Origin of the sequence: Variovorax paradoxus, assembly GCF_902712855.1 — a bacterium.
In the GTDB taxonomy this organism is placed as follows: Bacteria; Pseudomonadota; Gammaproteobacteria; order Burkholderiales; family Burkholderiaceae_C; genus Variovorax; species Variovorax paradoxus_Q.
Genome location: NZ_LR743507.1, coordinates 2,691,475 through 2,713,877 on the forward strand (window position 1 = coordinate 2,691,475; position 22,403 = coordinate 2,713,877).

21 protein-coding genes and 2 pseudogenes are annotated in these 22,403 nt (G+C 65.5%); 8 read left to right on the top strand and 15 right to left on the bottom strand.

All coding sequences use genetic code 11. The features are described from left to right. Positions 1–25: 25 nt before the first annotated feature. Positions 26–727, bottom strand: coding sequence for a Bax inhibitor-1/YccA family protein (locus AACL56_RS12215; RefSeq protein ID WP_339090087.1), 702 nt, complete (start codon positions 725–727; stop codon positions 26–28). 194 nt (positions 728–921) lie between these two features. Here AACL56_RS12215 and AACL56_RS12220 point away from each other — a divergent pair, with 194 nt between their 5' ends. Beyond that, positions 922–1,329 carry a GlcG/HbpS family heme-binding protein gene (locus AACL56_RS12220; protein WP_339090088.1) on the top strand — a complete coding sequence of 136 codons (408 nt, stop codon included), beginning with the start codon at positions 922–924 and terminating at the stop codon, positions 1,327–1,329. A gap of 183 nt (positions 1,330–1,512) precedes the next feature. Here the strand turns inward: AACL56_RS12220 and hemP are convergent, their stop codons facing one another. The 13 genes and pseudogenes from hemP to bfr all read right to left on the bottom strand — a co-directional run bounded on the left by hemP (position 1,513) and on the right by bfr (position 12,656). Continuing rightward, positions 1,513–1,725 carry a hemin uptake protein HemP gene (gene hemP, locus AACL56_RS12225; RefSeq protein WP_339090089.1) on the bottom strand — a complete coding sequence of 71 codons (213 nt, stop codon included), beginning with the start codon at positions 1,723–1,725 and terminating at the stop codon, positions 1,513–1,515. A gap of 104 nt (positions 1,726–1,829) precedes the next feature. After that, positions 1,830–2,243, bottom strand: a complete 414-nt coding sequence (locus tag AACL56_RS12230) for an ExbD/TolR family protein (protein WP_339090090.1) — start codon at positions 2,241–2,243, stop codon at positions 1,830–1,832. A gap of 5 nt (positions 2,244–2,248) precedes the next feature. After that, positions 2,249–2,962, bottom strand: coding sequence for a MotA/TolQ/ExbB proton channel family protein (locus AACL56_RS12235; protein ID WP_339090091.1), 714 nt, complete (start codon positions 2,960–2,962; stop codon positions 2,249–2,251). Positions 2,963–2,983: 21 nt separating this feature from the next. Further along, positions 2,984–3,675, bottom strand: a pseudogene (locus AACL56_RS12240) (energy transducer TonB). 119 nt (positions 3,676–3,794) lie between these two features. Further along, the gene (locus AACL56_RS12245; protein WP_339090092.1) at positions 3,795–4,067 is read right to left on the bottom strand and encodes a (2Fe-2S)-binding protein; all 273 of its coding nucleotides are present in this window, start codon (positions 4,065–4,067) and stop codon (positions 3,795–3,797) included. Between the two features lie 128 nt (positions 4,068–4,195). Then, complete coding sequence (locus AACL56_RS12250) at positions 4,196–4,876, bottom strand: Fe2+-dependent dioxygenase (RefSeq protein ID WP_339090093.1); 681 nt, start codon at positions 4,874–4,876, stop codon at positions 4,196–4,198. A gap of 97 nt (positions 4,877–4,973) precedes the next feature. Beyond that, positions 4,974–7,370: a catecholate siderophore receptor Fiu gene (locus AACL56_RS12255; RefSeq protein ID WP_339090094.1), complete on the bottom strand. Its 2,397-nt coding sequence runs from the start codon at positions 7,368–7,370 to the stop codon at positions 4,974–4,976. 227 nt (positions 7,371–7,597) lie between these two features. Further along, positions 7,598–8,962 carry a sulfite reductase subunit alpha gene (locus tag AACL56_RS12260; RefSeq protein ID WP_339090095.1) on the bottom strand — a complete coding sequence of 455 codons (1,365 nt, stop codon included), beginning with the start codon at positions 8,960–8,962 and terminating at the stop codon, positions 7,598–7,600. Next, positions 8,959–9,969, bottom strand: coding sequence for an FAD:protein FMN transferase (locus AACL56_RS12265; protein WP_339090096.1), 1,011 nt, complete (start codon positions 9,967–9,969; stop codon positions 8,959–8,961). Before AACL56_RS12265 ends, AACL56_RS12260 begins: the two co-directional genes overlap by 4 nt. Positions 9,970–9,989: 20 nt before the next feature. Then, positions 9,990–10,796 (bottom strand): DUF4198 domain-containing protein, encoded by an 807-nt coding sequence (locus AACL56_RS12270; protein WP_339090097.1) that lies wholly within the window; start codon positions 10,794–10,796, stop codon positions 9,990–9,992. Positions 10,797–10,834: 38 nt separating this feature from the next. Continuing rightward, positions 10,835–11,368, bottom strand: a complete 534-nt coding sequence (locus AACL56_RS12275) for a DUF2271 domain-containing protein (RefSeq protein ID WP_339090098.1) — start codon at positions 11,366–11,368, stop codon at positions 10,835–10,837. A 36-nt stretch (positions 11,369–11,404) separates the two neighbouring features. After that, entirely contained in the window at positions 11,405–12,049 is a 645-nt protein-coding gene (locus AACL56_RS12280; RefSeq protein ID WP_339090099.1) for a PepSY-associated TM helix domain-containing protein, read from the bottom strand. A 130-nt stretch (positions 12,050–12,179) separates the two neighbouring features. Beyond that, positions 12,180–12,656 (bottom strand): bacterioferritin, encoded by a 477-nt coding sequence (gene bfr / locus AACL56_RS12285; RefSeq protein WP_056583098.1) that lies wholly within the window; start codon positions 12,654–12,656, stop codon positions 12,180–12,182. 253 nt (positions 12,657–12,909) lie between these two features. Here bfr and ahpC point away from each other — a divergent pair, with 253 nt between their 5' ends. From ahpC to AACL56_RS12320, 7 genes and pseudogenes are all read left to right on the top strand, one after another. Next, positions 12,910–13,473 carry an alkyl hydroperoxide reductase subunit C gene (gene ahpC / locus AACL56_RS12290; protein WP_007830764.1) on the top strand — a complete coding sequence of 188 codons (564 nt, stop codon included), beginning with the start codon at positions 12,910–12,912 and terminating at the stop codon, positions 13,471–13,473. Between the two features lie 91 nt (positions 13,474–13,564). Further along, complete coding sequence (gene ahpF / locus AACL56_RS12295; protein WP_339090100.1) at positions 13,565–15,121, top strand: alkyl hydroperoxide reductase subunit F; 1,557 nt, start codon at positions 13,565–13,567, stop codon at positions 15,119–15,121. 158 nt (positions 15,122–15,279) lie between these two features. After that, positions 15,280–17,493: a TonB-dependent hemoglobin/transferrin/lactoferrin family receptor gene (locus tag AACL56_RS12300; protein ID WP_339090101.1), complete on the top strand. Its 2,214-nt coding sequence runs from the start codon at positions 15,280–15,282 to the stop codon at positions 17,491–17,493. 38 nt (positions 17,494–17,531) lie between these two features. Beyond that, positions 17,532–18,632, top strand: a complete 1,101-nt coding sequence (locus AACL56_RS12305) for a hemin-degrading factor (protein ID WP_339090102.1) — start codon at positions 17,532–17,534, stop codon at positions 18,630–18,632. 14 nt (positions 18,633–18,646) lie between these two features. Further along, positions 18,647–19,522 (top strand): heme/hemin ABC transporter substrate-binding protein, encoded by an 876-nt coding sequence (locus AACL56_RS12310; protein WP_339090103.1) that lies wholly within the window; start codon positions 18,647–18,649, stop codon positions 19,520–19,522. Beyond that, a pseudogene (locus AACL56_RS12315) lies at positions 19,519–20,551 on the top strand (FecCD family ABC transporter permease). Before AACL56_RS12310 ends, AACL56_RS12315 begins: the two are co-directional and overlap by 4 nt. A gap of 11 nt (positions 20,552–20,562) precedes the next feature. Continuing rightward, positions 20,563–21,366: a heme ABC transporter ATP-binding protein gene (locus AACL56_RS12320; protein ID WP_339090104.1), complete on the top strand. Its 804-nt coding sequence runs from the start codon at positions 20,563–20,565 to the stop codon at positions 21,364–21,366. A 57-nt stretch (positions 21,367–21,423) separates the two neighbouring features. Here AACL56_RS12320 and ppsR read toward each other — a convergent pair whose 3' ends face one another. Continuing rightward, positions 21,424–22,245, bottom strand: coding sequence for a posphoenolpyruvate synthetase regulatory kinase/phosphorylase PpsR (ppsR, locus tag AACL56_RS12325; protein WP_339090105.1), 822 nt, complete (start codon positions 22,243–22,245; stop codon positions 21,424–21,426). Between the last annotated feature and the right edge of the window lie 158 nt (positions 22,246–22,403).

A 22,403-nucleotide genomic window follows, 5' to 3' on the forward strand; every position in this document is an offset into this window, starting at 1 on the left:
TTGTTTGTGCGCGCGAACCGCTTGCTCAGTCGCGCTCGCCGCCGAAGATGCCAAGCAGTGCCAGCAGGCTCTGGAACACGTTGAACAGGTCGAGGTAAAGCGCGAGCGTGGCGCTGATGTAGTTCGTTTCGCCGCCGTCCATGATCTGCTTCAGGTCGTAGAGCATGTAAGCAGAGAAGATACCGATGGCGGCCACCGAGATCACCAGCATGCCGGTGGTCGAGCCGACGAATACGTTGATGACGGCACCGACCATCAGCACCATCGCGCCGACGAACAGGAACTTGCCCATGCCCGACAGGTCGCGCTTGATGATCGTGGCCAGCGAGGCCATCACGAAGAACACGCCGGCGGTGCCGCCGAAGGCCGTCATGATGAGCTCGGAGCCGTTCTTGAAGCCCAGCACCATCGCGATCAGGCGAGACAGCATCAGACCCATGAAGAAGGTGAAGGCCAGCAGCACCGGCACGCCGGCCGCGGAGTTCTTCGTTTTCTCGATGGCGAACATGAAGCCGAATGCGCCGCCGAGGAAAACGATGAGGCCAAGGCCGCCCGTGAGCGAGCGGGTGATCCCGGTGCTCACGCCGACCCACGCGCCCAGCACGGTGGGCAGCAGGCTCAGTGCGAGCAGCCAGTAGGTATTGCGCAGAACGCGTTGGCGTTCGGCTTGCGCCAGTGGCTGGCCGTAGCCAGCGGAGGTATCGAGGGTGGTAACGCGGTCGTTCATGGCCGGAGCTCCTGTGGTTGCTGCGAAGACGCAGTTGGGGCGCATTCTAGGGGGCTGCAAGAGCAGCGGAAACAAAGACCGTATGCGAGATGATCCTAAGCCTGCCAAGGCACTTGGCAGGTTCATTGGGTGCCAAAGACACTCTGTTCGGCATGGCCGTTATGCTTTCGGGTTTTACGCAACCTGAGCACATCATGAAGACCAAGTCCTTCCTCGAACTCGCCGACGTCAAGGCCGTTGCCGCTGCAGCAGAAGCAGAGGCCATCAAGAACAACTGGGCGGTGACGATCGCCATTTCGGACGACGCGGGCAATCTGCTCTGGCTGCAACGGCTGGACGGTGCCGTAGCGCTGTCGTCGCACATTGCCCCCGCCAAGGCGCATACGGCAGCCATGGGCCGTCGCGAAAGCAAGGTATACGAGGACATCATCAACGGTGGCCGTACCGCATTTCTGACTGCGCCGGAAGTGCAGGGCCTGCTCGAGGGCGGCGTGCCGATCGTGAAGGACGGCCACGTGATCGGTGCCGTGGGCGTGAGCGGAGTGAAATCGAATGAAGACGCGCAGATCGCCAAGGCGGGTATCGCAGCACTCGGCCTTTGAGGGCTTCCTGTTCCCATAAAGCAGAACGCCGACTTCGAGGTCGGCGTTTCTTTTGAGCGGTTCAGCGTGAAAAAAAGCTTGGCTAGTCGGCGAACCGTTGGCTAGCAAAAAACGACCCTTCGGAGATGAATCTCCTTGAGTCGCCCCACGATGAAACTTGCGCGAAGGGCGGGCTGGTTGACGTTACTTGGTCAGGATCAGCTTGCCGAGTTTGGTTGCTTGAAGCCGATAGAGGGAGCCGTTGTGCATGATGGCGACGGTCTTGCTTCCTTTCAGAAGGTCCGTGCTTTCGAGCATCTGCACCGGACGCGTTGCCTGGACGGACGCATGACCACCACCCGATTGGTCGAGCGAAGGATGGTTCAGGACAGTAAAGGCATTCGGTGTGGCTGGCATTTGGAGTTCCCTTATCGAAGCGATGACTGAATGATAATGATTCGCAATAAAAAGTCAATCGACGCGATGAAGATTTTTTTGATCGCGACGCATGCGAATTCAGATCACTTCGAATCGGGCTCCGTGATGAAGCCGATCTTGCGCACGCCGGCTTCACGGGCTTCCGACATGGCCTTGGCCACGCGCTCGTAGCGCACGGCCTTGTCACCGCGAATGTGCAGCTCAGGCTGGGGCTCCTTGGCGGCCTCGGCAGCCAGGCGGCCAGGAAGTTCACTGTCCTCGATCTTCGATTCGTTCCAGTAGTACGTGCCGTCGGCCGTCACGCTGAACAGGATGTTCTGCGGCTTGGGCTGCTCGGGCTCGCTGGTGGCGCGCGGCAGGTCGATGTTGACTGCATGTTTCATCACCGGCACGGTGATGATGAAGATGATGAGAAGCACCAGCATGACGTCGACCAGCGGCGTCATGTTGATCTCGTTCATCACCTCATCGGGTTCGTCTTGCGTTCCGAAAGCCATGATGTTCAGCCCTTCTTGAGCGGAACCACGATCGATTCACCGCCGCTCTGGACCCGGGCGCCGGTCACGAAGTAGGCGTGCAGGTCATGGGCGAAGGCGTTGAGCTTGGTCAGCACGAACTTGTTTCCGCGGACCAGCGCGTTGTAGCCCAGCACCGCAGGAATGGCGACGGCCAGGCCGAGGGCCGTCATGATCAGCGCTTCGCCGATCGGGCCGGCCACCTTGTCGATGGTTGCCTGGCCGGCCGAGCCGATGCTCATGAGCGCGTGGTAGATGCCCCAGACGGTACCGAACAGGCCGATGAACGGTGCGGTGGAACCGACCGAAGCAAGGATGGCGAGGCCTGTCTGCAGGCGCGCGGTGAACGCGTCGATGCCATTGCGCAGCGAGCGCGTGATCCAGTCGCTCACGTCCAGCGAATCGTGCAGGTGCGCTTTGGTGTTGCGATGGTGGGCGGCGGCTTCACGGCCTTCGAGGGCCAGTGCGCGGAAGGGGTTGCTGTCGTCGGTGCCGAGCTTGTTCAGCGCGGTCGCGAAGTCTTCGCTGTGCCAGAAGTCTTGCGAGTGCTTGGCCAGGCGCTTGTAGCGAATGACGTCGAGGGCCTTGACGATGATCACGATCCAGGACGCGAGCGACATGCCGATCAACAGCACTGCCACGGCCTTGGTGACGAAGTCGCCCTGGTTCCAGACGTTCATCAAGCCAAAATGGGAATCCATACGAAGTTGCTCCAGAGAAAATTAGTTCAGGACGTAGTTGACGGGGGCGTCGTAGGACATGGCTTGGACCACGCCGTTGACCTTGCCGGGCACGAACCGGCATTTCATGATGTATTCCACGGCGGCTTCGTCGAGCCGATCGAAGCCGCTGGATCGCTTGACCTCTGCGCTCTTCGGCAGCCCGTCGACGCCGACGAGCACCCGCACGACGACCTTGCCCTGCTCGCCAAGGCGCTTGCTCATGGCGGGGTAGACCGGCTTCGGATTCTGCAGATAGTCGGCGTTGCTTGACGGCAGCGACACCGCAGGCGGTGCTGGCGGCGCCGGCGGTGGTGCTGGAGGGGCCGGCGGTGCGGGCGGAGCGGGCGGCGCGGCCGGCGGCGGAGGTTCCGGGGTGCCGACCGGCGCCATCGGGGCCGGCGTGGGCTTGGGCTCGCGGATGGCCTGCGGTCGAGGCGGCGGCGGCGCCTTCGTCACTTTGGGCTGCGGTGGGGGAGGCGGCGGGGAGGCGGATCGGCCTTGGGCTTCGGCGGTTCGACGAACTGGCTCAGGATCTCGACCGGAATCACCACTTCGGCAGCGCGGCGCAACAGTCCGCTCTGCAACGCCCAGAGGGCGGCCGCGTGAAAGAGGATGACGCCACCCGCAATGACGACATTGCGGGACAGGCCGAGGACGGAAGGGGGAGGGGCAAAGCGGTCAGACACGATCAACCATTCGAATGCGGGCACCGTGAAAGGTGCCCCGATTGCAGCAAAACCGCTACGAGGACGCGAGGCGCGTCGCTTGCGTTACTTGCGAAAAATCCACCAGACCGAACCTGCCACCAGGATCAGGCTGCCGCCGAGTGCCGAGACGAGTTCCATGCCTTGCTTTCCTTGATGGAGTTGGCAAGCTGGATCGCCCTTGCACCCGATTCGCAGTTCAGTGCGGCGACCGGGTGAGAAGCGCTGCATTGCGCGACGATGTCGCGCGCACAACTTTCACACTGGCCACATTGTGTGGCCACACCAAGTTCGAACTGGACCTCGTCGAAGGTCATGCCGGCGCGCACATGGCGTGCGATTTCGCGGTCAGAGACTCGGCGGCAGACGCAAACGATCATGGCGGTGAAAGCGGCAGTTAGCTGGCTGTTGGAAGTGACTGATTATAAATAAGAATCCATCGCATTTGCAACAACCATGGTGTTACCGAATCGTCCAATGGATCGGGGCACCTGCAAACAGCGCAGGCTCAGACTTCAGACCAGAGTCGTAACAGGTTGTGGTAGTGACCTGTGAGCGCCACCGTTTCCTCGCATTCGGCCACGCGGGAGCGCAGCTTCTGGATGTTTTGGTCGAGTTCGAACAGCATGCCGCGCTGCTGGTCGTTGCGCACCATGCTCTGCAGCCAGAAAAACGAGCAGACCCGCGTGCCGCTGGTCACCGGGTGAACACGATGCAGGCTGCTCGCGGGGTAAAGAATCAGGTCGCCGGCCGGCAGCTTGACTTCGTGCGAGCCGTAGGTGTCGATCACTTCCAGCTCGCCGCCTTCGTAGTCCTCCGGTTCGCACAGGAAAAGCGTGCACGACAGGTCGGTGCGCAACTGCTGCGCGCTGCCGGGCAATGCCCGCACGGCGCCGTCGACATGCACGCCGTAATGCTCGCCACCCTCATAGCGATTGAAGAGCGGCGGCACGAACCGCAACGGCAATGCCGCGGAGAAAAAGAGGGCGTTGCGGGCCAGCGCGGCGAGCACTGCGGCGCCGAGTTCGCGGCCCACCTGCGACTGCTCCGGCAGCTGGCGATTGCGCTTCACCTGGGCTCCCTGGTCGCCGACGGTCTGCCGTCCGTCGATCCAGTTCGTCGCGTCCAGCGCCGTACGCATGGCGCGTACCTGGTCGGGGCTCAGAACGTCGGGCACATGCAGCATCATTTTTCAGAGACTCCGCAAAGAGAAAAGCCCCGGCGAAGGGCCGGGGCTCGAGTTTCGCACCGCGTGCCCGGCGAGCGGGGCACGGCGGCTGGAACGATCAGAACGCGAAGTTCGCGGTGACCTTGTACGAGCGCGGCGTGCCCGGGGTGTAGCGGTAGCCGCTCTTGTTGATGGCCGACACGTAGTCCTTGTCGAACACGTTGTACACGTTGAACTGGATGTCCACGTTCTTGTTGATCCGGTAGGTCGCCATGGCATCGAACACCCAGTACGAGTCGACGAAGGCCGGCGTTCCCACGGCGCCGTCGGTGCCGCGCGAGAGCTTGCCGTTGTAGCGCGCGCCGCCGCCGATGGTCAGGCCGAACGGCAGCTGGTACGTGGTCCAGAGCGTGAAGGCCTTCTTCGGCGTGTAGGCGAGGGCGGTGGAGCCGTCGGCCAGCACCGAAGGCCCGCTCAGCACGCGGGTGTTCATGGTGGTGAAGCCCGAGGTGACGCCCCAGTTGTCGGTGATTGCGCCCGACACGCCCAGCTCGACGCCCTGCACGCGCTTCTTGCCGGTCTGGTAGTACTGCTGCGACACCGTGTCCTGCACCACGTCGTTGCTCACGTCGGTGCGGTACAGAGCGGCCGTCAGTGCCACGCGCTTGTTCAGCACGTCCCACTTGGTGCCGAGCTCGTAGGTCTTGGCCTTCTGCGGCAGGAAGTCGGTGCGACCGGCGCTGTTGCCTGTGCCGCTCGCGGCCAGCTGGAAGTTCGCGCCGCCCGGCGGCTGGGCTGCCGTGCCGTAGGCGGCGTAGATGCTGCTGTTCTCGGTCGGCTTGTAGACCAGGCCGATCTTGCCCGAGAGCAGGTTGTCCGACAGCTTCAGATTGGTCGGCGCGATCGTGGCGGTCTGCGGGCCATTGCCGGTGCGTGCCAGCGTCAGCGCGGTCGCGTTGTACGTGGTCGAGTAGTGGTCATAGCGCAGGCCGCCCGTCAGCTGCCACTGCTCGTTGAACTTCAGCGTGTCGAAGGCGTACAGGCCGATGGTGTCGGTGCTGCCGTCGGAGCCCGTGCCGTTGGAGACGCGGTTGTAGCCGCTCACGTACGGGTTCGGGTTGTACAGGTTGGCTGCAGGCCACGAACCGATCGCGGCCAGCGTGGTGCCCACGCTCGCGAAGCCCGGCGCGTAGAAGTTGTTGGCGCGCTGCGTCTCGCGAACGAACTCGAGGCCGCCGTTGAACGAGTGGCTGATGCTGCCCGTGTTGAACTTGGCCGACACGCTCGTCTGGTTGGTGAAGATCGTGTTTTCCTGGTCCTTGTTGGTGGGCAGGTTGCGCGTGACTGTCCAACTGGCCGGCAGTGTCGGGATCACGGTGTTCAGGAAGCCCGAGTTCGCGGCCGGAAGCTGGCCCACGCCGCTGGTCGAAGCCGTGAGGCCGCCGCCCATGAACGACGTCAGCATGTAGTCCTGCGAGGTCTTGCCATAGCGCGTGGTGTTGCGCAGCGTGATGTCGGGCGTCAGGTCGTGCTCGATGCGTGCCGTGAACATGTCGGCGGTCACGTTGTCGAAGTCCGAGCTGGTGCCGTAGAAGTTGCTCGAGTCGACGCGCGGCGCGAAATTCAGGAAGGTGCGACGTGCCAGGCCACTGCGGATCGCGGTGGCGTCGGGCGTCGTGTAGCCGGGCAGGCCGATGGTGGGCACGCCGCCGTCGGGAACGTTGTTCTGCTTGACGTGCAGGTAGTCGAAGTACAGGCGGGTCGGGCTGTTCAGGCCGAGCGCGATCGACGGTGCGATGGCTTCGCGCTTGTTCTTCACGAAGTCGCGGCCGGCCACGCCGGCGTCTTCGACCACCGCATTGAGGCGGAACGCCGCCCCGATCCCGTTGGCGCTGCTGAGCGACTTGTTCCAGTCGACGCTGCCGCGCTTGAAGTCGGCGCTGCCGAAACCGATCGAACCCGTGAAGCTGTCTTCGAGCTTCGGCTTCTTGGTCACGAGGTTGATGTAGCCGGTGGGCGACGTGCGGCCCACGTCGGTGCCCGATGGCCCCTTCACTACTTCGACCTGTTCGATGTTGAAGATGTCGCGCGACACCGAGCCCAGGTCGCGAATGCCGTCGACGAAGATGGCGCTGGAGCTGTCGAAGCCGCGCATGAACACGGCGTCGCCGGTGTTCGTGTTGCCGTTCTCACCGAGGAAGAACGTGCCCACGCCGGGCGTGTTGCGCAGCGCCTCGGTCAGCGTGGTCGCGCCCTGGTCGCGAATGACCTGTTCCTTGATGACCTGGATCGTCTGCGGTGTGTTCAGCAGCGGCGCGGTGAACTTGGGGTTGGCGGACGTGTCGGCCTTGTAGTCGACGCTCGACGAGTCCTGCACGCGCACTTCCGGCAGCGCGTTGCTGGATTGGGCGAACGCGGAAGGCGCCGCGATGGCCATCAGGGTGGCGGCAGCAGCGCCGGAAAGATGAGGAACGGCGCGCGCGACGGCGTGTTTGCGGCTCTTGATGTAGGCCATGAAGTTTTTTTCTCCGAAAGAGGCGGCGGCAGGAACTCGACTGGCTGATGTCCGTGCAGCCGGCTTTCAGAAGAAGCGGGGCGGACTGGCTGGGTGAGTCGCCTTACATGCGTGTAAAGCGTGTGAATGATATTGCTTCTCAATTGCAAAGTAAGCAAAAGACTACGTGAAGATGCCAATAGTTCTCATTGGCTGTTGTGCTCGCACAACTTGCGGCATCAGAAAGTTCAGTAGACGTCGCGTCGATAGCGCCCGCTGGCGATGAGGTCGCGCACGAATTCATCGCCAGTGATCTGCCTCAGTGCGCCATCCACGCCGGAAGCCATGCCCTGCAAGCTCCCGCACACGTAGATTGCCGCGCCGCCTTGCAGCCATTGCAGAAGCGTGTCGGCCGATTGCAGCAGCCGGTGCTGCACATAGAGACGCTCCGCCTGGTCGCGCGAGAACACCATGTCGAGCCGTTGCAGCACGCCGTTGGCCTGCCATGTCTCGATTTCGCTGCGGTACAGGAAATCGTGCGCGGCCTGGCGCTCGCCGAACACCAGCCAGTTCTCGTGCCGGCTGGCGGCGACGCGTGCGCGCAGGTGCGCTCGCAGTCCGGCCAGCCCGGTGCCGTTGCCGATGAGGATCAGCGGGCGCCGATCGTTGCCGTCCAGGCGGAACGCGGTGTGCGGGCGCAGGCGCAATGCGACGGTATCGCCGACCGTGAGCGTAGACGTGAGCAGGCCCGACGCCGCGCCGAGCGTGCCATCGGGGTGCTGTTCCTGCCGCACGAGAAGCTGCAGCTCGCCGTCGCCGGGCAGTGACGCGATCGAGTAATCGCGCGGACGGTTCGGGTCGCTTGCGACAGTGATCTGAACCAGGTCGCCGGAAGACCACTGCGGCATCGCGTCCGCCTGCGGCTTCAGTCCGAGGTGGAAGACCGGCGCGCCGGCACTGCCCGGGTTGAGCAGTTCGCGCGCGACGAGCCGCCACGGCGTGAATGCAGCCTCTGCGGCTTGGTCGCCAGTGGCGGCGGCATCGCCCCAATGCGCGTGCCATCGGGCGAGCGATTCCGAGTCGCTGTTGTCGACGTCGATGCGCTCGAACTCGCGCGTCGCGCCGGCTGCATGCAGCCAGTCGTCGAGCGTGCGTCCGAAGCCGCAGAAGTGGGCGTACTGACGGTCTCCCAGCGCGAGCACGGCATAGCGAAGCGACGGCAATGCAGGCACAGACGCCATCACCCGCTCGGCGAACACGCTCGCGCCGTCAGGGGCATCGCCTTCGCCGTAGGTGCTCGCGATGAAGAGTGCGCGGCCGGTTGCGGACAACGTCGGCGCGTCGAGCGCATTCAGTTCCATCACGCGCGCTGGAGTGCCGGACGCGCTCAGTTGCCGGGCGGTCTGCCAGGCGATGGCCTCGGCCTGGCCGGTCTGGCTGGCGAACAGCACCAGCACGGGTGCTGCGTTGCCGTCACCGCGGGAGAGCGCTGCGGCATCGCGCGCCGTGGCGGCGTGCCGATGCCGTTCGCGCAGGTAGATCGACGCGCACAGCGCCGCGTAGGCCACCACGGTGGAACCGGCGCCCATTGCGCGCCATGCCAACTCGCTCATGTCGGGGGCGCGGCGGACCAGGCGGGCGTGCAGCGCACGATGGGAGACGCTGCGTTGGACCCGTGGCTCGCGAATAGCGCGGCAATGTCGTGCCGCTCTGCAAAGGCGAAGCCTTCGTCAGGGCCGAGCACCGTCAGCACAGTGGCCAGTGCATCGGCCTGCATGCATTCCGCATGCAGCACCGTGACGCTGGCCAGTGCGTGCGCAGCGGGCTCGCCCGTGCGCGGATCGATGGTGTGGGACCAGCTGCGTCCCGCGTCGGTGTGCCGGTGCCAGCGGTCGCCCGAAGTGGCCACGGCCATGCCGGCGAGCGCGACGCGGCGTCTCGAGTCCGCTTCGCCGTCGACGAGCACCTGCCAGGGCTGGCCGTCCGGCCGCCGGCCGATGCCGCGCAGTTCGCCGCCCACTTCGAACAGCAGGTCATCGAGGCCGAGTGCGCGCAGAGCGTCCACCCCGTGGTCCACGGCAAAGCCCTTGGCAATGCCCGACAGGTCGAGCGTCACGCCGCCCGGCTGCGTCAGCGAGCCTTCTGCGGCATCGAAAGCCAGCCGCTGCCACCCGGCGCGCGCGCGGGCCTCCGCCAGCGCCGCTTCGCTTGGCAGCCGGTGTTCCTTCGCTTCGGGGCCGAAGCCCCAGCAGGCGACCAGCGGTCCGACGGTCGGGTCGACCGCGCCGCCGCTGGCATCGGCCCAGTGCAAGGCGCACCGCATCACTGCGGCGAACTCGGCGGGCAGCACATGACGCGACCCGGCTGCCGCCCGGTTGAACCGGCCGATGTCGGAGTCCGGCTCCCAGTGGCTCATCTGCGCAATCACCCGTTGCAGCGCGGCGTCGATCGCGGCGCGCACCGTGGGCAGCGGCAGCATGCGCGGATTGTCGAAGCGCAGCGACCACGTCGTGCCCATCGTCTGCCCGCCGAGCTGTTGCAGCCTGGCGGGATCGGCGGGACGCGGGACCGCGGCGTTGGCGTAGCCGCCAGCGCGCCAGGTGCTGAAGGAAATGCCCAAGATGCCTCGTGGCTCCGGCGTCAGGGCATCACTTCGAGGGTGGCGGCGTAGCTCAGGCGGCGTTCCTTGGCTTGCGGCACCGAGGTCTTGTTGTCCTTGGTGCTGGCGTCGAGCCAATACATGCCGGCGGCCGGCCAGGTCACGCTGAACTGGCCCTTGTCGTCGGTCTTCATCTTGAGTTCCTCGAGCTTGTCGCGGTATTGCGTATTGCCGGCGGTCACGGTCACGTCGAGGTCCTTGGCCGGCTGGCCGTCGATGTGCAGCGTGAAGGTGGCCTTCTCGCCCTTGGCGAGGTCGGTCGGGCTGCCGCTGGTGATCAGCTCGAGGCCCTGCCCGGTCGGCTTGAGCGCGGAGGGCTTGCCGACGGTCACGAAGGTCTCGATGCGGCCGGACGATTGGGTGATCGTCACGTCCTGCGCGTCTGCCGGGATGTCCTTGGCGATGGTTTCGGCCGAGCCGCGCGCGCGCTTGGTCTGGCCGGTGGCCTTGTCCTTCCAGCTTGCGAAGGCGCCTGAGTTGATCACGGCGATGCGGTAGGTGCCTTGCTGGGCAACGCTGACGTCGAACACGTTGCGCAGCTTGAGCTTCGCTTCGCTTTCCGGCTTGACGCTGCTGCCGTCGGGCGCGGTGATCTGCAGGCCGTCGAGACGCAGCGGGGCATGGTTGGCGACGAAGAGATCGTTCGATACCGCGGCATCGACGCTCACGGTGTCGGCCTTCGAGAACACGGTGGACGAGGGCAGCAGCCACGCGTTATGGGCCTGGGCCAGCGAAGCGGCCGACAGGGCGATGGCGAGGGCGGCGGTGCGCAGCGTGAAGTGGGTCATGACAGTTCCTTGAGGTGGCGGGCGGTGGTCGATGGGGATCAGGGCTTGAGCTCGAGCTTGATCTCGCCCAGTTCTTCCTTGCCGATCCCTGTCGGCTGCGCCGCCGTCGTGGGTGGCCATTGGAAGGAGATGCTCACGACTTCGCGGCCGCCGACCTCGCGGGCGGCTTCCACCACCAGCTTGTACGCGCCCGGCGCGAGCTTGGGCATGGCGCCCGTGCCTTCAGTGAAGCTCAGCTGGTGCTTGCCCGCGGGCTTGGTCGCGCCCGTCACGCCGTCGACCGGCACGGCGAGCTCGCGGCCGCCGCGGCGCCACCACTGGCGCAGGTCCTTCAGCCACTTCGTGCCTTCACCCTCAGGGTTGTTGGTCTTGGTGCGCACGTCATACCAGACGGCCAGCGTGCCGGCCACCGAGTTGTCCGCACGCTCGATCCATGCAGCGACGTAGGGTCGGTGGTACTCCGAGACGTTCAGCCGCGGGATCTCGACATTGACGGCCAAGCCGGCCGCAAAGGCCGGGGCCGAGAACAGCGCCGATATGGCAAGCGGCGCGAGGGAATAGCGAACGTGCACGGGAAACCTCTTTTCCTGGATCGATGAAGAGACAAGTCAATGAATGAACAGCAGCGCGAGCAGCACCGGCACGACCAGCCCCATGCCCACCATCGGCCAGGTGAAGGGGCGGTTGCCCGCGTGCATCTTGAGAATGAACAGGCCGGTGATCGAGAAGACCAGCGCGGCGCCCGCGAAGATGTCGATGAACCAGCTCCACGCGGCGCCGGTGTTGCGGCCCTTGTGGAGGTCATTGAAGTAGGAGAGCCAGCCGCGGTCGGTGCGCTCGTATTCGATCTCGCCATCGGCCAGGTTCAGCCGCAGCCATGCGTCGCCGCCGGGGCGGGGGAGCGAAAGGTAGATTTCGTCGTCGGACCACTCGGCGTCGCGTCCGGCGGTGCCGATGTCCCATTGCTTCTGCACCCACGCCTGCAATTCGGCGGGAAGAGGGGCCTTGCCCTTCAGGGCCTTGGCATCGGGCAACTGCTTTTCGAGCTGTGCGCGAAGCGATTCGCCGACCGAGCCGCTCCGTTTGGTGACCGCCGGCCTGGCCTCGATCTGCCCCGCGTGGTTGAGCGTGAAGCCCGTGATGCTGAACAGGATCATCCCGATCAGGCAAATCGCCGAGCTGACCCAGTGCCATTCGTGCAGGGTCTTGAGCCAGTAGGCGCGGCGGCGATTGTCGGTACGGGGGGCAGTCATCGAAGGCGCGGATTTTATCCGCGCAAATGAGAATGACTGTTATTCGTGCGAAGTTAAGTTACGTAAAGCAATAAAAAACGGGGCCGAGGCCCCGTGATCTGTCTGCGTGCCGGACCGGCAACCTCGCGATTTACTCGAGCTCGCCCATCTGCGACTGCAGGTAGTTCTGCAGGCCGACGCGATCGATCAGGTCGATCTGCGTTTCGAGGAAGTCGATGTGCTCTTCGGTGTCGTCCAGGATTTCCTGGAGCAGGTCGCGCGAGACGTAGTCGCGAACCGACTCGCAATGCGCAATGCCGTCCTTGATGGTGGCCTGCGCGCCGGTTTCCGCGCCGAGGTCGCAACGCAGCAGTTCGGGCACGTCTTCGCCGATGTTCAGCTTGCCCAGGTCCTGCAGGTTCGGCAGTCCGTCGAGCATGAAGATGCGGTCCATGAGCTTGTCGGCATGCTTCATTTCGCCGATCGACTCTTCGTATTCCTTCTTCGCCAGCTTGTCCAGACCCCAGTGCTTGAGCATGCGGTAATGGAGAAAGTACTGGTTGATCGCGGTGAGCTCGTTCTTGAGCTGCGCCTGCAGATGTTCGATGACCTTGGGGTCGCCCTTCATGATCGTTTTCCTTGTTCTGAAAGCGGTGATTGTCAGAGCGGTGGACAAGCACTTGCAAGCAATCCCATGCTGCGCCGGTCTGCATGCGTTTGATCGTGATACACGTTCGTATTGCGCAGTGGGATCTACGGTTGACCGTGATCGCGAACATAGCAAGCCCCAATACTTTTAATAGACGATGACTATTGAATTGAAGTAATTGGTAGTTATACTGATGGCTCGCCTTTTTCATCAGCCACCACAAGGAATCACCATGTCCCTGATCAACACCCAAGTCCAACCCTTCAAGACCCAGGCTTACCTCAACGGCAAGTTCATCGACGTGTCCGACGAGACGCTGAAGGGCAAATGGTCCGTGCTGATCTTCATGCCGGCGGCCTTCACCTTCAACTGCCCGACCGAAGTCGAAGACGCGGCCGACAACTACCCCGAGTTCCAGAAGCTGGGTGCCGAGGTCTACATCGTGACCACCGACACGCACTTCTCGCACAAGGTCTGGCACGACACCTCGCCCGCTGTCGGCAAGGCCAAGTTCCCTCTGGTCGGCGACCCGACCCACACGCTGACCAACGCGTTCGGCGTGCACATCCCCGAAGAAGGCCTGGCACTGCGCGGCACCTTCGTGATCAACCCCGAAGGCATCATCAAGACCGCCGAAGTGCACTCCAACGAAATCGCACGCGACGTGAAGGAAACCCTGCGCAAGCTCAAGGCAGCGGTCTACACCGCCGCGCACCCGAACGAAGTCTGCCCGGCCAAGTGGAATGAAGGCGACAAGACCATCGCTCCGTCGTTCGACCTCGTCGGCAAGATCTAAGCTTCACCCGAGCGCAAGCCCGGGCGCTCACGAGGCCCCGGGCTTTTTTGTCCCCAGTTGATAGTTTCCAGTTATCGAAAGAGAGTCTCTCATGCTCGACGCCAACACCAAAGCCCAATTGAAGAGTTACCTCGATCGCGCCACGCAGCCGATCGAGATCGTCGCCTCGCTCGACGACAGCCAGGCCTCGGGCGAGGTGCTGTCGCTGCTGAAGGACGTGGCGGAATCGTCCCCGCTGGTCAAGCTGACCGAAAGCCGCGACGACAACCACCGCAAGCCGTCGTTCTCGGTCAACCGTCCGAGCGAAAACCACGGCCCGCGCTTTGCCGGCCTGCCGATGGGCCATGAATTCACGTCGCTGATCCTCGCGCTGCTGCAGATCGGCGGCTACCCCCCGAAGGTCGAGCAGGCCGTGCTCGACCAGATCAAGGCGCTCGACGGCGATTTCGAATTCGAGATCTACGTTTCGCTCACCTGCCACAACTGCCCCGACGTGGTCCAGGCGCTCAACCTCATGGCAGTCCAGAACCCGCGCATCCGTGCCACGATGATCGAGGGCGGCACCTTCCAGGAGGAAGTGAAGGAACGCCAGGTGATGGCCGTGCCCACCGTGTTCCTCAACGGCACCGAGTTCGGCCAGGGCCGCATGAGCCTGGAAGAAATCCTCGCCAAGATCGACAACAGCGGTGTCGAGCGCGAAGCGAAGAAGATCGCCGCCAAGGACCCGTTCGATGTGCTGATCGTCGGCGGTGGCCCTGCAGGTGCCGCTGCCGCCGTGTACGCAGCGCGCAAGGGCATCCGCACCGGCGTGGCTTCCGAACGCTTCGGCGGCCAGGTGCTCGACACCATGGGCATCGAGAACTTCATCTCGATCAAGGAAACCGAAGGACCGAAGTTCGCCCATGCGCTCGAGGAGCACGTGCGCGACTACGAAGTCGACATCATGAATCTGCAGCGTGCCAAGGCACTGGTGCCGAGCGGCGATCTGATCGAGGTGCAGCTCGAGAGCGGCGCTTCGCTCAAGAGCAAGTCGGTCATCATTTCGACCGGCGCACGCTGGCGCAACATCAACGTGCCCGGCGAGCACGAGTTCAAGAACAAGGGCGTGGCCTATTGCCCGCACTGCGACGGTCCGTTGTTCAAGGGCAAGCGTGTCGCCGTGATCGGCGGCGGCAACTCGGGCGTCGAAGCGGCGATCGACCTGGCCGGCATCGTGGGCCACGTGACGCTGATCGAGTTCGACACGCAACTGCGCGCCGATGCCGTGCTGCAGCGCAAGCTGCACAGCCTGAAAAACGTCGACGTGTTCACCAACGCGCAGACCACCGAGATCACCGGCGACCAGAAGGTCAACGGGCTGGTCTACAAGGACCGCGCGACGGGCGAGTCGAAGCGTGTCGATCTCGAGGGTGTGTTCATCCAGATCGGCCTCGTGCCCAACACCGACTGGCTGAAAGGCACGGTCGAGCTGTCGAAGCACGGCGAGATCATCGTGGACGCACGTGGCCAGACTTCCGTGCCCGGCGTGTTCGCAGCGGGCGATGCGACGACGGTGCCGTTCAAGCAGATCATCATCGCGGCGGGTGATGGCGCGAAGGCGGCGCTGGGCGCGTTCGACCATTTGATCCGTACATCGGCCCCAGCATAAGTAAGCCTTAAGTTGTTTAGATGAGAATTATTCTCATAAAATGAAAGGCCCGGACCGAATCCGTTTTCGGTCCCTCACCGCCAGCCAGGTCAGTTCGCGCAGGCTCCTGCGCTCGAAGGTCCAGCAAGCAGTTTCTCAACTGTTTCCTGGACCTTTTCGTGGCCGCCCAAAACAACCCTCATCCCGCTTTCCGCCTTGCTCTCCTGCCGTTCCTGATCGTCTCGGGCCTCGGCATTGCGGCCCCCTCGTGGGCACAGCGCGTCGCGGCACTCAACGAAGTGGTGGTGAGCGGATCGCGCTCCGAGCAGTCCAGGGACGACCTGGCGGTGAGCACCGAGGTCATCACCCGCGACGAGATCGAGTCGAAGCAGATCACCGAAATCCGCGACGCGGTGCGCGATCTGCCCAACGTATCGGTCAAGCGCGCGCCCGCGCGCTTCGGCCTGGCGCAAGGCAGCACAGGCCGTGACGGCAACGCGGGCTTCAACATCCGCGGCCTCGACGGCAACCGGGTGCTGATGCTGACCGACGGCATCCGCACGCCGCGCAGCTACGTCTTCAACGCCAACGCCTTCGGCCGCGACTACTTCGACATCAGCCTGATCGAGCGCATCGAGATCATCAAGGGCCCGGCGTCGGCACTCTACGGCTCCGACGGCCTCGCGGGCCTGGTCAACTTCATCACCCGCGACCCGCAGTCGTTCCTGCGCGACGGCAAGACCTTCGGCGGCAGCGCGAACATCGGCTACAGCGGCGACGACAACGGCACGCACGGCGGCGTGACGCTCGCCGGCAAGGCCAACGACACGCTGCAGTGGCTCATCTCGGCCAACATGGGCCGTTCCAGCGCGCTCGAGAACATGGGCACCAACTACGCGGCCAACGTCGACCGCACGGCGCCCAACCCCGAGCGCGACCGCAACAAGGCGCTCCTGGCCAAGGTCATCCTCACGCCCAATGCCGGCCAGCGTCACGGCTTCACCTTCGAGCATGTCGACAAGACCGCGCGCTACAACCTGCTGTCGGGCGTGGCGAAGCCGCCGTACGCTTCCACCTCGGTCATCGGCCTGAACGCCAATACCGACCTGCAGCGCCATCGCTTCACCTACGACGGCCGCCTGCGCCTCGATTCCGTCATGGCCGACAGCCTGCTCGCCGTGGTGAGCTACCAGCAGGCGAAGTCGCGCGAGTTCATCTATGAAGACCGCTACACCGCCGCCGACCGCACGCGCGACGTCACCTACGACGAAAGCACCTGGCAACTGGGCCTGCAGGCCGACAAGACGGTGCGCATGGGCGACTGGGCGCAGAAGATCACCTACGGCCTCGACTACACGCGCACCAATGTCGAGAACCTGCAGACGGGCCTGGTGCCGCCGGCCGGCGAGAGCTATCCGCTCAAGCGCTTCCCGGACACGCGCGAGACCTCGTATGCGTTCTACATCCAGGACGAGTTCATCCATGACCGCTGGAGCATCACGCCGGGCATCCGCTTCGACCACTTCTCGCTCGACGCCAAGCAGGCGGGCTTCGGCGCACAGGCCGTGTCGCTCTCGGGTTCCGCGGTGTCGCCCAAGCTGGGCGTGCTGTTCCGCGCCACGCCGCAATGGAGCGTGTACGGCAACTACGCCTCGGGCTTCAAGGCGCCGAACGCGTTCCAGGTGAACAACTTCTTCGAGAACGTGATCTCGGGCTACAGGACCATTCCCAACCCGAACCTCAAGCCCGAGAAGAGCCAGAACGTCGAGCTCGGCCTGCGCGGCCGAACCGGCATCCTGAGCTTCGACGTGGCCGCCTTCTCCGGCGACTACAAGGACCTGATCGAGAACGACCGCCAGGTGGGCGGCGTGTTCGGCTCGCGCACCAACCCGGCGACCTTCCAGTCGGTGAACATCGGCCGTGCGCGCATCAGCGGCTTCGAGATCAAGGGCGAGCTCGACTTCACCGACAACGGCAACGGCTTCTCCGTGCCCTTCGCCTACGGCCGGACGCGCGGACGCGACCGCACCAACAACCGGCCGCTGAACTCGATCGACCCGACGAAAGCCAGCGTGGGCATCAAGTACCAGGCGCCGGTGTGGAACGTGAGCCTGAGCGCGGTGAACCACTCGCGCAAGAAGTGGTCCGACATCGACGCCACAGAGGTCACCGGCGGCACCCAGTTCCAGACGCCCGCGGCCACCACCTTCGACCTGAGCGCACAGTGGCGCATCCGCAAGGACCTGCGCCTGAATGCCTCGGTGACCAACCTGACCAACAAGCGCTACTGGATGTGGAGCGACGTGCGCGGCCTGACCTCGGCCTCGACCCTTCGCGATGCCTACTCCCAGCCGGGCCGCAGTTTCAACGTGTCGCTCGTGGCGGACTTCTGACGCCGCGCGCATTGCCAACTTCACGACAAGGAATCCCGATGACCGCCGAAGACATCCGCGACCGATTCGCCGCATTGCGTGCCAAGGGCATGCGCCACAAGGACGCCGCTGCGGCAATGGGCCTGTCCGAGGGCGCGGCCGTGGCCGCGCATTCCGGCACGCACGACAAGGCCCTGCGCGCCACGCGGCTGCGCGGTCCCTGGGTCGAATTGCTGCAGGCACTCGAGCTGTGCGGCCCGGTGCTCGCGCTCACGCGCAACGAGACCACGGTGCACGAGAAGACCGGGGTCTACGAGAAGGTCTCGGGCAGCGAGATGATGGGGCTCGCATTGGGCGAGGCCATCGACCTGCGCCTGTTCTTCAGCCGCTGGCACGCGGGCTTCGCGGTCAGCGAGGCAGCGGCCAATGCGGGCGTGCCGCCGTCGTTGAGCCTGCAGTTCTTCAACGCCCAGGGAGTGGCGGTGCACAAGATCTTCGTGCGCGACGCCACTGACCGCGATGCGTTCCAGTCGGTCATCGACACCTACACGGCCGCGGACGAGCCGGTGCAGTTCCTGCCGCCGGAAGACAAGGCGGCCCCCCGCGACGACGGCGCCATCGACACCGCAGGCCTCGCCGAAGCCTGGCGCGCCATGCAGGACACGCACGAATTCTTCGGCTTGCTCAACAAGTTCGGCGTAGAGCGCCAGCAGAGCTTTCGCCTGACCGAGGGCGAATTCACGCAGCGCGCCGAAATCGGAGCGGTCCAGGGCCTGCTGCAGGAAGCCGCTTTCGACGGCACGCCGATCATGGTGTTCGTCGGCAGCCCGGGCTGCATCCAGATCCACTCCGGCCCGGTGGTGCGCATCGAGCCGATGGAAATGAAGGGCCATGGCGACAACGCCGTGCCGATGCGCTGGCTCAACGTGCTCGACCCCGGCTTCAACCTGCACATGCGGGAAGACCGCATCGCCGGCGTGTGGATCGTGGAGAAGCCGACCAGCGACGGCGTGGTGACCTCGGTCGAGGCCTTCGACCAGACCGGCGAACTGATGGCGATGTTCTTCGGCGCGCGCAAGCCTGGCACGCCCGAACGCGAGGAATGGCGCAACATCGTGGGCCAGCTGCCGCGCCTGCAGCCTGCGGCGGGCAAGGCATGAACGGACGCCGCGCCATGCACATCCGTTTTCACCGGCGCGACGTGCTGCGCCTGCTGGGCGCCTCGTCGTTGGGCGCTGCCGCGCTGCCGCTGTTCGCGCAGGAGCCGAAGCTGCCGAAGCTCGTGACCGTGAGCGGCGCGATCACCGAGGTGGTCTACCTGCTGGACGCCGAAGGGCAACTGGTGGGCACCGACACCACCAGCCTGTATCCGGCCGCCGCGCGTGCCACGCCCAAGGTGGGCTACATGCGTCAGCTGTCGGCTGAAGGCCTGCTGTCGCTCAAGCCCGACGCGATCATCGCCACCAACGAGTCGGGCCCGTCCGTGGTGCTCGACCAGGTCCGCAGCGCCGGCGTGAAGGTCGAGATCATCGAAGCCGACCATAGCTGGGGCGAAGTGCAGCGCAAGGTGCAGGCCGTGGGCCGCGCCGCCGCGCGCGAGGCGCAGGCGCGCGAGCTGCAGGCGAAGCTCGATGCCGAATGGGCGCAGGTGCAGCAGCGCGTGGCGGCGTTCAAGGGGCGCAAGCCGCGCGTGCTGTTCGTGCTGTCGCACAGTGCGAGCCCGCAGGTTTCGGGCGAGAAGACCGCCGCGCACGCGGTGATCGGCTTTGCCGGCGGCATCAACGCGCTCGGCGGCTTCCAGGGCTACCGACCCATGACGGCGGAAGCCATGGCGAGCGCCGCGCCCGACATCATCCTCACGAGCACGCAGAGCATCGAGGCCCACGGCGGCGGCGACAGGTTCTGGCAGCGCCCCGAACTGGCGCTCACGCCGGCGTTCAGGAAGCGCAGCCTGATCACGCAGGACGCGTTGCTGCTGCTGGGCTTCGGCCCGCGCACGCCGGCTTCCATTGCCGACCTGCACGAGAAATTCGCGGCAGCATTGGCATGAGCCAGCGGTTTTCCGCACGCGCCGTGCTGGGCGGCAGCGCGCTGCTGCTCGTCGCGGCCATCGTGCTCGGCGCGGTGTCGGGCGCCTATGCCATCAGCCTGTCGCAGCTCTGGAACGTACTGACCACGCTGGGGCAGGGGGCCGACAAGTCGCCCGAGCACCTCGTGTTCCTCAACATCCGGCTGCCGCGCCTGCTACTGGGGTGGCGGCCGGGGCAGGGTTGGGCATGGCGGGCACGCTGATGCAGGGCTCTTTCGCAATCCACTGGCCGATCCGGGGCTGGTGGGGATCAGCAGCGGCGCCGCGCTGGCGGCGGGCGTGACGATCGTCCTGGGCGCCTCGCTCTGGCCGTCGCTTCCGCGCACGCTCGGCAGCTGGACGCTGGTGCTGATGGCCTTCGGCGGCGGGCTGTGTGTGACCTTGTTGATCTACGGCCTGTCGCGCAGCGAAGGCGGCACGCGCATGGCGCTGATGCTGTTGGCGGGCATCGCCGTCAACGCGCTGGCGGGCGCTGGGCTCGGCTTTCTCAGCGTGATGGCCACCGACGAACAACTGCGCAGCCTGCAGTTCTGGCTGCTCGGCAGCCTGGGCGGTGCGCGCTGGAGCGCCGTGCTGCTGGTGGCCGCGGCCGTTCTGGCGGCCTGCGTGGCGGCGCGCTCGCTGGCCGCGCCGCTCAACGCCATCGCGCTGGGCGAGGCGCAGGCGGCGCTGCTCGGCGTGGACGTCGAACGCATCAAGCGCCGGGCCATCGTCGTCACGGCCGTGGCCGTGGGGGCGGTGACGGCGACGACCGGGATCATCGGCTTCATCGGGCTGATCGCGCCGCACTGGGTGCGGATGGTGGCAGGGCCCGATCACCGCGTGGTGTTGCCGGCTTCCGCGCTGCTGGGCGCGGCACTGGTGCTCTGTGCCGATACCGTGGCGCGCACGGCGATGGCGCCTGCCGAATTGCCGTTGGGCGTGCTCACGGCCTTCATCGGCGTGCCGATGTTCCTGTGGATGCTGCGGCGGTTCAGGGGGCGCATATGACGGCCAGTGCGATGAGCACGCCGCGCGATCCGATGGCGTTGTCGTGCGCCGGTGTCGCGGTGCGCATCGGCGAGAAGACGCTGCTCGCCGACGCGACGGTCGAGCTCGCCGCCGGCCGCGTGACGGCCATCCTCGGGCCGAACGGGGCCGGCAAGTCGACGCTGCTGTCGGTGCTGGCCGGCCAGCGCGCGCCGACGCAGGGCAGGGTGACGCTCGACGGCCGCCCGCTCGAGGCGCACGGCATGCCCGCGCTGGCGCTGCGCCGCGCGCTGATGCCGCAGGAAAGCGCGGTCGCCTTCGACTTCACGGCGCAGGAGATCGTGGCGCTGGGCCGCTATCCGCACCGCCGCGCGCCGGGGCGCGACGAGGACGCGATCGTCGAGGAGGCCATGGCGCTCACCGACGTGTCGGCGCTGGCGGGGCGCGTGCTCAACACGCTGTCGGGGGGCGAGAAATCGCGCGCCCACATGGCGCGGGCGCTGGCCCAGCTCTGGCATTCCCGGCCCGATGGCGCAAGCCGCTGGCTGCTGCTCGACGAACCCACCGCGGCGCTCGACCTCGCGCACCAGCATTCCGCCATGCGCCTGCTGCGCGAGTGGGCGGGGCGGGGCGTGGGCGTGGTGGCCGTGCTGCACGACCTGAACCTGGCGCGGCGCTATGCCGACGAGGTGGTCGTGCTGGGCGGCGATGCCGGCGGCCCGGTGCAAGGGCCGGCGGCCGAGGTGCTGCAGCCGGCGTTGATCGAGCGGGTGTGGCGCACGCCATGCCAACCCGTGACCAGCGCGGACGGCACGGTGCAGTACCTGTTCGGGTAATTTCGACGCACTACGCACGTCCGGCGTGCGTGGTGTGCTATCGAAAAAGTAGCGACTTCAGTAGTTCAGCCGCTCCGGGCGCAGTTCCTGCAGGATCGTCGTCGCGATTTCCTCGATCGACTTCGTGGTGGTCGAGAGCCAGCGGATGCCTGCGCGCCGCATCATCGCTTCGGCCTCGCTCACCTCGTGGCGGCAGTTCTCGAGGCTGGCATAGCGCGAGTTCGGCCGGCGCTCGTTGCGGATCTCGCTGAGCCGCTCGGGCTGGATGGTCAGGCCGAAGATCTTCTTGCGGTGCGGGCTGAGCGCCGGCGGCAGCTGCCGGCGGTCGAAGTCTTCCGGAATCAGCGGATAGTTGGCTGCCTTCAGGCCGTGCTGCATCGCTAGGTAGAGCGACGTCGGCGTCTTGCCGCTGCGGCTGACGCCCACCAGGATCACGTCGGCGCCCTCGAGGTCGCGGTTGCTTTGGCCGTCGTCGTGCTGCAGGCTGAAGTCGATCGCGGCGATGCGGTCGTTGTATTCCTTGCTCTTGCTGACGTCGCTGAAACGGCCGATGCGATGGTTGGACTTCATGGCCAACTCGATCTCGAGCGGCCGCACGAACGTGCCGAACATGTCCAGCAGCATGCCCTTGCAGCCAGTCTCGATCACCTCCAGCACGTCCATGTTGGCCAGCGTGGTGAAGACGATGGGGCGCACGCCCTCGAGTTCCGCGATGTGGTTGATCTGCCGCACGGCCTGGTGGGCCTTGTCGACCGTGTCCGTGAAGGGCAGGCGCACATGGCGCGGCTTCATCTCGAACTGGGCGAGTACGGCGTTGCCGAATGTTTCGGCGGTGATGCCGGTGCCGTCGGAAATGAAGAAAACGGTGCGTGTGTGCATGGTCTGGGTTCTTGCGGCCTTGTCCTGCGGCGCGTGCGGGCCTGCCACGCCTACAATCCGGCCCATTATCGGGAATCCGCTTTCCCACCTCCCATTCTTTCCATGCACACCGCGCCCGCACCCAAAGCAACGACAACGATCGTGCCGCGCCGTCTGCA

What these genes read in the sequence shown, in the direction of transcription:
- AACL56_RS12215 (WP_339090087.1), bottom strand. Translation starts at nt 727, where the DNA reads ATGAACGACCGCGTTACCACCCTCGATACCTCCGCTGGCTACGGCCAG.
- AACL56_RS12220 (WP_339090088.1), top strand. Translation starts at nt 922, where the DNA reads ATGAAGACCAAGTCCTTCCTCGAACTCGCCGACGTCAAGGCCGTTGCC.
- hemP (WP_339090089.1), bottom strand. Translation starts at nt 1,725, where the DNA reads ATGCCAGCCACACCGAATGCCTTTACTGTCCTGAACCATCCTTCGCTC.
- AACL56_RS12230 (WP_339090090.1), bottom strand. Translation starts at nt 2,243, where the DNA reads ATGGCTTTCGGAACGCAAGACGAACCCGATGAGGTGATGAACGAGATC.
- AACL56_RS12235 (WP_339090091.1), bottom strand. Translation starts at nt 2,962, where the DNA reads ATGGATTCCCATTTTGGCTTGATGAACGTCTGGAACCAGGGCGACTTC.
- AACL56_RS12245 (WP_339090092.1), bottom strand. Translation starts at nt 4,067, where the DNA reads ATGATCGTTTGCGTCTGCCGCCGAGTCTCTGACCGCGAAATCGCACGC.
- AACL56_RS12250 (WP_339090093.1), bottom strand. Translation starts at nt 4,876, where the DNA reads ATGATGCTGCATGTGCCCGACGTTCTGAGCCCCGACCAGGTACGCGCC.
- AACL56_RS12255 (WP_339090094.1), bottom strand. Translation starts at nt 7,370, where the DNA reads ATGGCCTACATCAAGAGCCGCAAACACGCCGTCGCGCGCGCCGTTCCT.
- AACL56_RS12260 (WP_339090095.1), bottom strand. Translation starts at nt 8,962, where the DNA reads ATGAGCGAGTTGGCATGGCGCGCAATGGGCGCCGGTTCCACCGTGGTG.
- AACL56_RS12270 (WP_339090097.1), bottom strand. Translation starts at nt 10,796, where the DNA reads ATGACCCACTTCACGCTGCGCACCGCCGCCCTCGCCATCGCCCTGTCG.
- AACL56_RS12280 (WP_339090099.1), bottom strand. Translation starts at nt 12,049, where the DNA reads ATGACTGCCCCCCGTACCGACAATCGCCGCCGCGCCTACTGGCTCAAG.
- bfr (WP_056583098.1), bottom strand. Translation starts at nt 12,656, where the DNA reads ATGAAGGGCGACCCCAAGGTCATCGAACATCTGCAGGCGCAGCTCAAG.
- ahpC (WP_007830764.1), top strand. Translation starts at nt 12,910, where the DNA reads ATGTCCCTGATCAACACCCAAGTCCAACCCTTCAAGACCCAGGCTTAC.
- ahpF (WP_339090100.1), top strand. Translation starts at nt 13,565, where the DNA reads ATGCTCGACGCCAACACCAAAGCCCAATTGAAGAGTTACCTCGATCGC.
- AACL56_RS12305 (WP_339090102.1), top strand. Translation starts at nt 17,532, where the DNA reads ATGACCGCCGAAGACATCCGCGACCGATTCGCCGCATTGCGTGCCAAG.
- AACL56_RS12310 (WP_339090103.1), top strand. Translation starts at nt 18,647, where the DNA reads ATGCACATCCGTTTTCACCGGCGCGACGTGCTGCGCCTGCTGGGCGCC.
- AACL56_RS12320 (WP_339090104.1), top strand. Translation starts at nt 20,563, where the DNA reads ATGAGCACGCCGCGCGATCCGATGGCGTTGTCGTGCGCCGGTGTCGCG.
- ppsR (WP_339090105.1), bottom strand. Translation starts at nt 22,245, where the DNA reads ATGCACACACGCACCGTTTTCTTCATTTCCGACGGCACCGGCATCACC.